The organism is Spirillospora sp. CA-142024 (assembly GCF_050942325.1).
Classification (GTDB): Bacteria; Actinomycetota; Actinomycetes; order Streptosporangiales; family Streptosporangiaceae; genus Spirillospora.
Window position 1 is genome coordinate 3342779 of sequence record NZ_CP192077.1, and the last position, 11830, is coordinate 3354608.

The 11830-nt window shown below is 74.2% G+C and carries 9 protein-coding genes; 6 read left to right on the forward strand and 3 right to left on the reverse strand.

The window, feature by feature from the left end; all coding sequences use genetic code 11:
- Positions 1–75: 75 nt before the first annotated feature.
- Entirely contained in the window at positions 76–1341 is a 1266-nt protein-coding gene (locus ACQPZP_RS16230; RefSeq protein WP_433478443.1) for a DNA polymerase IV, read from the forward strand.
- Positions 1342–1488: 147 nt separating this feature from the next.
- Entirely contained in the window at positions 1489–1881 is a 393-nt protein-coding gene (locus ACQPZP_RS16235; protein WP_433468601.1) for a DUF3040 domain-containing protein, read from the forward strand.
- Between the two features lie 129 nt (positions 1882–2010).
- On the opposite strand, the gene ACQPZP_RS16240 is transcribed toward ACQPZP_RS16235, so the two are convergent.
- Genes ACQPZP_RS16240 through ACQPZP_RS16250 form a run of 3 tightly spaced genes read right to left on the reverse strand, consistent with a single transcriptional unit; the run spans position 2011 to position 6776 of the window.
- Positions 2011–4470: a transglutaminase TgpA family protein gene (locus ACQPZP_RS16240; RefSeq protein ID WP_433478444.1), complete on the reverse strand. Its 2460-nt coding sequence runs from the start codon at positions 4468–4470 to the stop codon at positions 2011–2013.
- Positions 4467–5756, reverse strand: coding sequence for a DUF58 domain-containing protein (locus ACQPZP_RS16245; protein ID WP_433478445.1), 1290 nt, complete (start codon positions 5754–5756; stop codon positions 4467–4469). The genes ACQPZP_RS16240 and ACQPZP_RS16245 overlap by 4 nt, the downstream gene beginning before the upstream one ends.
- Positions 5757–5759: 3 nt before the next feature.
- A complete protein-coding gene (locus tag ACQPZP_RS16250) occupies positions 5760–6776 on the reverse strand; it encodes an AAA family ATPase (protein ID WP_433479619.1) in 1017 nt (338 codons plus the stop codon).
- A gap of 393 nt (positions 6777–7169) precedes the next feature.
- Here ACQPZP_RS16250 and mraZ point away from each other — a divergent pair, with 393 nt between their 5' ends.
- From mraZ to ACQPZP_RS16270, 4 genes are all read left to right on the forward strand, one after another.
- Complete coding sequence (gene mraZ / locus ACQPZP_RS16255; RefSeq protein ID WP_433468604.1) at positions 7170–7601, forward strand: division/cell wall cluster transcriptional repressor MraZ; 432 nt, start codon at positions 7170–7172, stop codon at positions 7599–7601.
- 244 nt (positions 7602–7845) lie between these two features.
- On the forward strand, positions 7846–8862 hold the full coding sequence (rsmH, locus tag ACQPZP_RS16260) for a 16S rRNA (cytosine(1402)-N(4))-methyltransferase RsmH (RefSeq protein WP_433478446.1): 1017 nt from the start codon (positions 7846–7848) through the stop codon (positions 8860–8862).
- Positions 8859–9620, forward strand: a complete 762-nt coding sequence (locus tag ACQPZP_RS16265; protein ID WP_433478447.1) for a hypothetical protein — start codon at positions 8859–8861, stop codon at positions 9618–9620. The genes rsmH and ACQPZP_RS16265 overlap by 4 nt, the downstream gene beginning before the upstream one ends.
- Positions 9617–11821 carry a penicillin-binding transpeptidase domain-containing protein gene (locus ACQPZP_RS16270; protein WP_433478448.1) on the forward strand — a complete coding sequence of 735 codons (2205 nt, stop codon included), beginning with the start codon at positions 9617–9619 and terminating at the stop codon, positions 11819–11821. Before ACQPZP_RS16265 ends, ACQPZP_RS16270 begins: the two co-directional genes overlap by 4 nt.
- Positions 11822–11830: the final 9 nt, after the last annotated feature.

Genomic DNA, 11830 nt, shown 5'->3' on the forward strand with positions numbered 1-11830 from the left:
AGCGCAGCAGCGAAGCCCACGCATGGCCGAGCCGCCAGGCGAGGCAGCCTCCGAGCCGCCAGGCGAGGAGGCCGCGTGAGCCGCAAGCAGCAGCTGCACCGGCCGGGGCCGCAGCCGGGCCCGCCCGCGGACGACACCGGCTGCGGCATCCTGCACGTGGACATGGACGCGTTCTTCGTCAGCGTCGAGCTGCTCGAACGTCCCGAGCTGCGGGGGCGTCCCGTCGTCGTGGGCGGCGCCGGGCCGCGCGGGGTGGTGTCCGCGGCGTCCTACGAGGCCCGCGGGTTCGGCGTGCACTCGGCGATGCCGATGACGCGGGCGCGGCGGCTGTGCCCGCAGGCGGTCGTCCTGCCGCCGGACCACGGCAAGTACTCCCGCGTGTCCGCGGCCGTCTTCGAGATCTTCCGCTCCGTCACCCCGCTGGTGGAGGGCCTCTCCCTGGACGAGGCGTTCCTGGACGTGGCGGGCGCGCGACGGCGGCTCGGCCGTCCCGCCGTGATCGCGCAGCTGATCCGCGACCAGGTCCGCGACCAGCAGGGCATCACCTGCTCGGTGGGCGTCGCGAGCACCAAGTTCGTCGCGAAACTGGCCTCGACCCGGTGCAAGCCGGACGGGCTGCTCGTCGTGCCCGCCGACGGCGTGGTCGACTTCCTGCACCCGCTGCCCGTCGCGGCCCTCTGGGGCGTCGGGGAGCGGACGGAGCAGACGCTCACCAGGCTCGGCCTGCGGACGGTCGGGCAGCTCGCCCAGGTCCCGCCGGACACCCTCCAGCGCGAGCTCGGCAACGCGCTCGGAGCGCACCTGCACGCACTGGCGTGGGGACGCGACCCCCGGGAGGTCGACCCGCACACCCCCGACAAGAGCATCGGCGCCGAGGAGACCTTCGACACCGACATCGACGACCCGGAGGTCATCCGGCGGGAACTGCTGCGGCTGGCGGAGAAGGTCGGCGCGCGGCTGCGGGAGAGCGGGAACGCCGGACGGACGGTGAGCGTCAAACTGCGGATGGCGAACTTCAAGACGATCACGCGGGCGCGCACGCTGAGCGAGCCGACCGATCTCGCTCGTGTGATCTATATCACAGCCCGCGAGCTGTACGAGGCGGCCGGGCTGGAACGGGTACGACTCCGTCTGGTCGGGGTGCGGGTCGAGAACCTGAGCCCCGCCGGCGAGGCCCCCCGTCAGCTCGCCTTCGACGAGCCGGACAACGGCTGGCGTGAGGCCGAGCAAGCCATGGACCAGGTCGCGCACCGGTTCGGCCGCGGCGCGGTGCGACCCGCCGCGCTCGTCAGGCGTGCGGCGGATGGTGACGGACGGGACGGCAGGGGCAGAGGACAATGAAAGATGGCTGTGGGGTGACCGGCACCGAGCCCTCGGGGGGCCGTTCGCTTTCGTACGCTCGACAGTGCTCGTATTCTGGGCATATCACCGTTGACGTTCGCGTCCCGCATCGGATACCCCGTAGCGGAGCTGTCGTTGGGAGGTGCCGTGCCGCTCTCTGAGCACGAGCAGCGCATGCTCGAACAGATCGAATCGGCGTTGTACGCCGAGGATCCGAAGTTCGCTCACGCGGTTCGCTCGACCAACCCCCAGGTCCACTACAAGCGCCGGATCGTCAAGGCGGCCTTCGGGTTCGTCGTGGGCGTGTGCGCCCTGATGGCCGGTCTTGTGATCAACGAGGGCACGGTCACCATCGCCGTCAGCGTGACCGGTTTCCTGCTGATGGTCGTCTGCTGCGTCTGGGCGCTGACGAGCTGGAAGCGGATGACCGGCATCGGCAACGAGCCCGCACGCGGCGGAGGGCGCCAGGCCCGCCCCGCCAAGGCGGGCTTCATGGAGCGCATGGAAGAACGCTGGCGCCGCCGCACCGAGGGCGACTGAGCAGGACGACGCTCAGTCTGCCTTTTCGGGGGCCTGGGGGTCGTCCCCCAGGCCGGCAGGGCGTTGACCGTCCCGGCCTTGCGTGGTCGAGCGCGGGGCCGGGGCGAACGTGTGTCCGGGGGCGTGCGCCTATCGGCGGCGGAGGCGGGCCGGGAGCTCGTTCAGGCGGGCGGTGAGGTCGAGGGCGCGGTCCAGGGCCGTGCGGAGCGCGGAGCCCGTCTGCGCGACGGTCGACGGCGGGAGCAGCCGGGCCCGCCAGCGTGCCCGGCGCCCCACGGACGAGGCGAACGCCTCCCGGACGGTCCGGACGTCGGCGCGCAGCCGCTCCGGCGGCTCGGCGGAGCGGGTCCTGGAGTAGCGGGCCAGTTCCTCGGCGCGGGCGATGCGGGTGAGGGCCTGCGCGCCCGCCGCGTCCAGTTCGAGCAGCTCGCCGAGGCGGCGGGCGGTGGCGCGCGGGGAGTCGCTGGCCCGCCATTCGAGCCCGTGGTCGAGCGCGTCGGCGTGCATCTCCCGCCACGCGGCGTGCGCCGCACCGGCCGGGTCGGGCGCGCGGGTCCGCGGCGGCGCCCCCGCCGCCGGGGCGGGCGGGGGCGTCAGGGCCGCCCAGCGGCGCCGCCGGGTGACCATCCGCAGCGCCATCGGCACGCCCATCAGCAGCAGCGTCAGCAGGGCGCCCGCGAGCCAGGGCGCCGCGGAAGACCCGCCCGAGCCCTCGTCCTGCGCGCCGGCGGCGCCGCCCGCGCCCTCGTCGTTGCGGTGCCGGGGCCCGGTGGGCGTGGCGGTCGCGGCGTCGGCGGGGGACGAGGAGTCCGGTTCCGGCGCGACCTCGCTCTCCGGCCCGCCGCCGGTGCTGACCGCGGGACGGCTGTATCCGGGCGCGACGGCGGTGCCCTGCCCGCCGGCGCCGGCGGGGGTGGGCTCGAACCGCACCCATCCCGAGCCCTCGAAGTACAGTTCCGGCCAGGCGTGCGCGTCCTGTGACCGGACGACCCACTCGCCGGGCTTGACCTCGCTGCCCGGCGTGTACCCCATCGCCACCCGGGACGGGATGCCGAGGATGCGCGCCATCAGCGCCATCGCGGCGGCGTACTGCTCGCAGTAGCCGCGCTTGCTGTGCAGGAGGAAGTCGACGAGGTCGCTGCCGCGCTGCGGCGCTGGCGCGGTCAGGTCGTAGCTGAACCCGCCGGTCAGGGTGAACCAGCGCTGCAGCTTCACCGCCTGGGAGAGCGCGCTCGCCGACCCGGCGGTGACGGTCGCGGCCAGGTTCCGGACCTGCTGCGGGACGTTCCTCGGCACCGCCGTGTAGTGCGAGACGATCTCGGCCGGGGAGGCGCCGGCCCCGGCGAGCTGCCCGGCGGTCGGCTCCGCGAGCAGGCTCTTCACGGTGTAGGAGCGGCCGCCCGCGGAGTCGCGCAGCGAGTAGATCATCAGCGACTGGTCGTGCACCCGCCAGTCGCCCTTGATCGACACCTGGGACGGGGCGTACGGCACCGGAAGGAAGGTCATGTTCCGGACCTCGGGCCGCACGTGCACCCTGGTCGTCACCTCGTGCACGGGCGCGACCGTCAGCCCAGGCGGCGAGGGCAGCGTGCGCTCGTCCGACAGGCGGTCCCTGGAGCTGCTCTTCAGCGGGCTGTAGGTCCACCGGTCGCCGTCGAACCGGTCGAGGGAGTAGAGGCGCAGGTAGCCGGGGCTCTCCGGGTCGTCGGTCTTGTAGGTGAGGACGACCGAGTCGTCCAGCCGGGTCAGTTCCCGTTTCAGGCTGACCAGCGGGTCGGGCGTCGTCACCGTCTGGGTGCCCCGGCCGGAGCCGCCGCCCAGCCCGAACACGCCGCGCGGGTGCAGGCCGGGGATCGCCGCCGGCAGCAGCACGGCGACGGCGACGGCGCCCGCCGCGATCCGGCGGCCGCTCGCCGCCAGCGCCGAGGCGTCCGGCGGCTCGGCGTAGTCCCCGGGCGCCGGTGCGGCGCCGGCCATCGGGACCTCCCGCGGGCGGCGCCGCGTGGTCACCGTCCGGCCCCAGCCGCCGACCCGCTCGCGGGCGTCGGCCATGAGCAGGGCGAGGAAGCCGACCGCGCCGACACCGAACGCGAGCCAGCCGACGCCGTCCTCGCGGACGGCCGCGGGCACGCTGTACATGGCCAGCAGCGGCAGCCCGGCGGGCGCGGTGCGGCGCAGCCGGACGGCCAGCAGGTCGACCAGGACGGCGACCAGGCCGATGCCGGCGGCGGCCAGCATCGCGATGCCCGGGACGAGCGGGACCGGCGCGGCGTACCGGTTGGCCGCCCGCCAGCCCTCGTCCGCGAGCTCGCCGAGGTGGCGCACCGACTCGGGAGAGGGGATGAACACCAGCCACGCCTCGTCGGCGGCGTAGACCAGGTTGAGGTAGAGCAGCAGGGACGCCAGCCCGAACAGGAGGCCGACCAGCGCGGGCATCCGCAGCCGCCGGGCCAGCAGCCCGCCGCCGGACACGGCCAGCACCGCGCCGAACCCCGCCCAGAACCATCCGGCCTTCTCGAACAGCGGGTACAGGCCGAGCGAGCCGGCGAGCGTCGCCAGCCCGGCCATCACCGTCATCCGGATCCTCATGAGCCGTCCCTGACGAAGTTCTCGCCGGCCTTGCCGGCCTGCCTCCACGCGCCGGCCAGGTCGGCGGCGGACCGGACGGTCACCACCCGCCAGCCGCCCGCGCGCAGCAGCCCCGCGGCCGTCTCCTCGGCCGTCTTCGTGGCGTTCGTTCCGGCGTTCGCCGTCTCCGGCCCGGTCCCGCCCTGGACCAGCACCGCCACGCAGGTGCCGCCGCCGCGGCGCGCCGCGGCCACCGTGCGGGCCTCCTCCTCCGACAGCACGCCGAACACCGCGATGACCAGCCCGTTGCCCTCCCGGCCCCGGTTGTGGGCGCCGTGCAGCGCGGCGAGTCCCGCCGACAGCGTTCCGGCCTTGGACCTGCGGGCCACGGCCAGCGCGTCGAGCAGCAGCCCCTCGAACGCCCCCTCGGACGGCGCGGCCGGCAGCGCCTCCCCGGCGTCGGTGACGTAGCGCAGGCTCATCCCCGTCCGGACGAGGTGCACGCCGATCGACGCGGTCGCCGACACGGCCTGCTCGAAGGACCCGGCCGGCCCGTCGCCCCAGTGCGCGGAGCGGCGGGTGTCGAGGAACAGGGTCCCGCTGCTCTGGAAGTGCTGCTCCTCGCGCCGCACCATCAGCTCGCCGCGCCGGGCGGTGGACCGCCAGTGCACGCGGCGCAGGTCGTCGCCGTGCCGGTAGTCGCGCGGCGCGACGTCGTCCTCGCCCGCGGCGGAGAGTGCGCGTGCGATGCTGTCGCCGCCGCCCGTCCACGCGCCCGACAGCCGGCTCGGCGGCAGCGGGACGATCGCGGGCGTCACCGTGAGCGTGTCGGACAGGCTGAACGAGCGGACCAGCTCCACCATGCCGAACGGGTCGGCGAGCCGGACCGTCAGCGGCCCCACCCGGTAGCGGCCGCGCACGTCCGAGCGGATCCGGTACCCCAGCTCACGGGTGCCGTGCGACTCGATCCGCTCCAGCACGAACCGCGCCCGCCCGCCGAGCGCGTAGGGGACCCGGTCCTCCACCATCAGCAGCCCGCTCGGCAGCCGCGACACGTTCTCCAGCCGCAGGTCGACGCGTGCCTCGTGGCCGACCGGCAGCCGCGCCGGCTCCAGCCGCCGCGCGCACGCCAGCCGGTAGCGGGTCCGCGACACCGCGAGCGTGCACAGCAGCGGCAGCACCAGCACGAGCACCCCGGCGCGCAGCAGGTCGCGCTCGCCGAGCACGACCGCGCAGACGATCGCGGTCGTCCCGGCGGCCACGAAGGACCGCCCGCGGGTGGTCAGGCCGGCCAGCGCTCGTCGCACCGCTCACTTCCCGGGGGAGGGCACCGGCAGGCGCTTCACCAGGTCGGCGACGACCTGCTCGGGACGGCGCCGCTCCACCTGCGCCTCGGCGGTCGGCAGCAGCCGGTGCGCGAGGACGGGGACGGCGAGGTCCTGGACGTCGTCGGGGACGACGTAGTCGCGGTCGTCGAGCGCCGCGTACGCCCGCGCGGCCCGCACCAGGTGCAGGGTCGCCCGCGGGGAGGCGCCGAGCCGCAGCTCCGGATGCCTCCGGGTGGCGCCGACGAGGTCGATCGCGTACTGCCGCACCGCGGGCGAGACGTGCTGGCGCCGCACCACCTCGATGAGCTCGCGGACGTCGGCGGCGTGCGCGACCGGGGTGAGCCGGTCGAGCGGGGACGTCTCTCCGTGCGTGTCGAGCATCTCCAGCTCGGCGGCGGGGTCCGGGTAGCCCATCGAGATGCGGGCGGTGAACCGGTCGCGCTGCGCCTCGGGCAGCGGGTAGGTGCCCTCCATCTCCACCGGGTTCTGGGTGGAGATCACCATGAACGGAGGCTCCAGCAAGTAGGTGGTGCCGTCCACCGTGACCTGGCGTTCCTCCATGCACTCCAGCAGCGCGGACTGCGTCTTCGGGGACGCCCGGTTGATCTCGTCGCCGACCACGATGTTGGCGAAAACCGGCCCCGGCTTGAACTCGAACTCGCGCAGTTCCTGGTTGTAGGCGCTGACCCCGGTGATGTCGCTGGGCAGCAGGTCGGGGGTGAACTGGACGCGCCGCACCGAGCAGTCGACCGAGCGTGCGAGCGCTTTCGCGAGCATCGTCTTGCCGACCCCGGGCACGTCCTCGATCAGCAGGTGCCCCTCCGCCAGCAGCACCGTCAGTGCTAGCCGCACCACCGAGGGCTTGCCCTCGATCACCGACTCCACCGCGCCGCGGATCTTGTTCGCGACCTTGGCGAGCCCGTCGAGCCCGCCGTCCACCGCGTCGTGCTCCCTGGCGCCTTGCCGGGCCGGGTGGGATGCCGGGGGGTCGGTCTCCATGAACGACTCGCCGTGCGTGCCTACTGCCACCAAACCCTCCTCAGCCGTCCCAACCGACAGTACGTCGTCGGAACGCACACCGCGATGTTCATGTGGAACGCGAGCCAATTGTGCTCCACGGTGAGCACCGGCGAGGTCCGGCCGGAGCACTCCACTTCGCTCCACCGCCCATGTGATCCCCCGTGGAACCGGCCTGACGCGTCTTGCCGGGGAGTCCGGCACGCGGGGCGGGCGCCCCTGGGCTCCACTCGGCACCACCCCTGTTGACCTGCGGTTTTGCTCGGGAAAACGGCGCGTGGACGGTGTTTTTCTTGTTGACGGTGGGGAAGAGTGGAGTAGAGTGGGGCGCCGTGGGGGGCGGTAGCACCTCACGCGGCACGGGAGGTGGGGCCGGTGTTCCTCGGCACCCACTCACCGCGCCTCGACGACAAGGGACGACTGTTCCTGCCGGCGAAGTACCGCGAGGAGCTGTCGGGGGGATTGGTGATCACGAAGGGCCAGGAACGCTGCCTGTACGTCTTCCCCATGGCGGAGTTCCAGCGGATTACCGAGGCTCTGCGTGCCGCTCCGGTCACCGAGAAGGCGGTGCGGGGCTACAGCCGGGTCTTCTTCGCCAGCGCGTCCGACGAGGTACCCGACAAGCAGGGCCGCGTCACGATTCCTCCGCCGCTGCGCAAGTACGCGGGGCTCACCCGCGACTGCACGGTCATCGGGGCCAACACGCGTCTGGAGATCTGGGACGCCGCGGCCTGGGAGACCTACCTGGAGCAGGAGGAGCAGACGTTCTCCGACGTCTCGGAGGAGGTGTTGCCAGGGATCCTCTGAGAAACGACTCGTCGGTCCGTTGACCGGCTATGGCCCACGTTCGGCCAGGTCTCCAGCCGCTCTCCGAGCCAGCTGGCGCAGCTTCCCCGGTGCCAGACGGCGACCCCCCGCGGACAACGCGGTGATCTTCCCTAGGGCAGCGGATGGGGACCTGGCCGGGCGAGGCCGCCGCCGGGGGCAGGGGCGGTCCGGTCCGGCGATGCCACACAGTCCGCGAGCGAGGTGGCAGTACAGGGGGTGAAGCATGGACGTGGGGAACCACGCGTCCGCAGGCGGCGACCGCACGACCGGGGGCCACGGGCCGGAGAGCGGCCACGTGCCGGTCATGCTCGGCCGCGTCCTCGAACTTCTCATCCCCGCCGCCGAGGCGGTCACCGGCCGTGCGCCCGTGTACCTCGACGCCACGCTCGGCATGGGCGGTCACGCCGAGGCGATGCTGCGGGCCGTCCCGGAGCTGCGCCTGATCGGCCTCGACCGCGACACGACCGCGCTGGAGCGCTCCGCGCGCAGGCTCGCGCCGTTCGGCGACCGCGTGACGCTGGAGCACGCCGTCTACGACGAGATCCCCGCGGTGCTGCGCCGGCTCGGCGTCCCCGCCGTGGACGCCGTCCTGTTCGACCTCGGGGTGTCCTCCCCGCAACTGGACGAGTCGGGCCGCGGCTTCGCCTACTCCTACGACGCGCCGCTCGACATGCGGATGGACCGCACCCAGAGCCTCACCGCGGAGGAGGTCGTCAACGGCTACCCCGCCGCCGAGCTCGCCCGCATCCTGCGCGAGTACGGGGAGGAGCGGTTCGCCCAGCGCATCGCCTCCGCGATCGTCCGGGAGCGCGAGCGCGCCCCGCTGCGGTCCACCCGGCGCCTCGCCGACCTGGTGCGCACCTCGATCCCGGCCGCGACCCGCCGCACCGGCGGCAACCCGGCCAAGCGCACCTTCCAGGCGCTGCGCATCGAGGTGAACGGGGAGCTCGACATCTGGCGGCGGGCGCTGCCCGCCGCCCTGGACGCGCTCCCGGTCGGCGGCCGGGTCGCCGTCCTGTCCTACCACTCCCTTGAGGACCGCATCACCAAGCAGGTCCTCGCCGCCCAGGCGGCCGACACCACCCCGCCGGACCTGCCCGTCCCGCTGCCCGCGCACGAGCCGAGGTTCCGGCTCCTGACGCGCGGGGCGGAGCTGCCGTCCGACGAGGAGACCACGACCAACCCACGGGCCGGATCGGTGCGGATGCGCGCCGCGGAGCGGGTCCGGGAGGCGACATGACCACGACGAGCAGGCGTCCGCCGACCAAGGCGCCGAAGAGGCGGACCCCGGAGCGCCCGGACGCCACCGCCGCACCGGCCGAGGCCCCGGGCAAGGAGACTCCGTCCGTCCGGCCCGCACCGCCGAAGAGCGCACCGGCGAAGACGAAGGCGACGGCGGCGAAGACGACGGCCAAGACGGCGGGGAAGGCCTCGTCCGCGAAGAGCGCGAAGCCGGGCACGTCGCGCCGCGCCGCCCAGGCGCCGCCGCGTGCGCCGTTCGTCCTGCTCATCGTCGGGCTGCTCGGCGGCGCCCTGGTGAGCCTGCTGCTGCTCAACACCGTCCTGGCCAAGGACGCGTTCACCCTGACGCGGCTGCAGCAGAGCAACAAGCAGCTCGACCAGCAGCGCCAGGCCTACGAGGAGGAGATCGCCCGGGAGGGCTCCCCGCAGCAGCTGTCGAACAAGGCGGAGGCGCTCGGCATGAAGCAGGGCGAGGACCCGGCCTTCTTCTCCACCGACACCGGCCGGGCGAACGGCGGGAGGATCCGTCCCGTCCCGCACGCGGCGGCCGCGTCGGCCGGCGCGGCGGGCGTCCTCGGCGTCCCCGGCACCGTGGTGCCCGGCGACGGGGTCCCGCCCGCCGCCACCGCCGGCGGGCCCGGCAACGGCGCCACGGCGCCCGGCGGGAGCAGCCGGCCCGACCGGGAACGGCGGCGGGCGCGGGCACGGGGCGCCGTGAGCGGGCGCGAGCACACAGGGGAGCGGGGGACACGGTGACGAAAGGGCCGGGACGCGGGACCGCCGGGCCGCCGCCCGGCCGGAAACGCGGCTCGGACGGGCGCGGTCCGCGCGGCGCGGCCGGGCGGGACGACAAGAACGGCCCGGGCGCGGCGCGCGCGTCCGGGCGTCAGACCGGGGGCACACCGCGCCCGCCCGGCGGGCGAGCCGACGGCGCGGGACGGCCGGGCAAGAAGGGCGGCGCCGCCCGCCGTCCCGCGCGCAGCGGCACGGTCCCCGCCCCCCGCGCGGAGACCCAGCGCTCGGGGACGGCCGGAGCGTCCGCCCGGCAGGCGCAGAAGAAGGCGCCCGCCAAGAGCACGTCCGGGAAGGGCGGTACCGGCCGCACGGCGCGCGGCGGCGAGGGCACCAGGCCGAAGACGGGCGGTGGAGGCCCGCGCGGCCCGCGCCCCGGCGGGGGCTCCGGGCGGCCGCCCGGCCGGCCGCCGCGGCCCCGCGTCCCGTTCCACCGGCGCGACCCGCTCAAGCGGCTGAACGTCGGGCTGCTCGTCGTCGCGTTCGTGCTGTCGCTGTTCGCGGGGCGGCTCGTGCAGCTCCAGACGATCGAGTCCGGCAAGTACACCGAGGAGGCGATGCTCCAGCGGATGCGGGAGATCAAGCTGCCCGCCGTCCGCGGCGACATCACCGACGCGCAGGGCAACCCTCTCGCGATGACCGTGGAGGCGCGGGCGATCTTCGCCGACCCGTCGCTGATCGAACCGGAGAAGCGGCAGCCGATCGTCAATGCGCTGGCCCCGACGCTCGGGCTGAACCCCGCGAGCCTGATGAAGCAGATCAGCAAGCGGGACACCAAGTTCGTGTACCTGGCGCACGGGGTCCGCCCGGACCAGGCGCGGCTGGTCAGCTCGTGGAACTTCCTCGGCATCGGGACTTTGCCGGAATATCGCCGGGAGTATCCCAACGATTCGCTGGCCGCCAGCGTCATAGGGTTCGTGAACGACACGGGGAAGGGCGCGGCCGGCCTGGAGAGCTCGCTGAACGACGTCCTCGCCGGCAAGGCGGGCTGGCAGCGGGTGGAGATCAGCCCCGAGGGCCAGCACATCCCCATGGGCGAGGACCAGAAGCGCCCGTCCGTGCCCGGCAGCGGCGTCCGCCTGACGCTGCAGCGCGACCTGCAGTTCAAGGCGCAGGCGGCGATCGAGAAGCAGGTCAGGGCCACCGGGGCGGAGAGCGGCAGCGTGATCGTCATGGACCCGCGCACCGGCCGGCTCCTCGCCATGGCCTCGGCGCCCGGGTTCGACCCGAACCGCTACGCCGCGTCCGACCGGTCCCGGTGGGGCAGCCCGCTGGTGCAGGACGCCTACGAGCCGGGCAGCACCGGCAAGGTCGTCACGGCCGCCGCCGTCATGCAGCACGGCGGCGTGACGCCGAAGACGCCCTACACCGTCCCCGACAAGATCAAGAAGTACGACGTCGTGTTCCACGACTCGCACGACCACGCGCCCGAGCCGCTCACGTTCGCCGGTGTGCTGGCCAAGTCCAGCAACGTCGGCACCATCATGGCCAGCGAGAGCATCACCTCGCAGCAGCTCTACCAGACGCTGCGCGACTTCGGGTTCGGCCAGAAGACCGGCCTGCCGCTGCCGGGTGAGACGCCCGGCCTGCTGGAATCGCCGGCCAGGTGGTCGGGCACCGACCGCTACCCGATCGCGTTCGGGCAGACGGTCTCGGTGAACGCGGTGCAGATGGCGAGCGTGTACGCGACGATCGCCAACGGCGGCGTCCGCGTCGCGCCGAACCTCGTCGCGGGCACCGTCGGCGAGCACGACAGGTTCACGCCCGCGCCCGCGCCGCAGCGCAGGCAGGTCATCAGCGCCACGACCGCCCGGCAGATCAGCGACATGCTGGAGGGCGTCACGACGAAGGAGGGCACCGCCCCGAAGGCCCAGATCAAGGGATACCGCGTCGCGGGCAAGACCGGCACCGCCGAGATCGTCAACCCGCGCTGCGGGTGCTACGACGGCGGCGGCTACACCGCGTCGTTCGCCGGGTTCGCCCCGGCCGACGATCCGCGGCTGGTCGTGCAGGTGGTCCTGCAGGCCCCGAAGCGGGGCAGCCACTATGGTGGCGATGCGGCCGCACCGGTCTTCAAGGACGTGATGAGCTTCGCCCTGCAGTCCGAGAAGATCCCGCCGACCGGGAGCCGCCCGCCGATCACCGAGATCTACGCCCGAGACTGACCGCAGCGA

What these genes read in the sequence shown, in the direction of transcription:
- ACQPZP_RS16240 (WP_433478444.1), bottom strand. Translation starts at nt 4,470, where the DNA reads ATGAGGATCCGGATGACGGTGATGGCCGGGCTGGCGACGCTCGCCGGC.
- ACQPZP_RS16250 (WP_433479619.1), bottom strand. Translation starts at nt 6,776, where the DNA reads ATGGAGACCGACCCCCCGGCATCCCACCCGGCCCGGCAAGGCGCCAGG.
- rsmH (WP_433478446.1), top strand. Translation starts at nt 7,846, where the DNA reads ATGGACGTGGGGAACCACGCGTCCGCAGGCGGCGACCGCACGACCGGG.
- ACQPZP_RS16265 (WP_433478447.1), top strand. Translation starts at nt 8,859, where the DNA reads ATGACCACGACGAGCAGGCGTCCGCCGACCAAGGCGCCGAAGAGGCGG.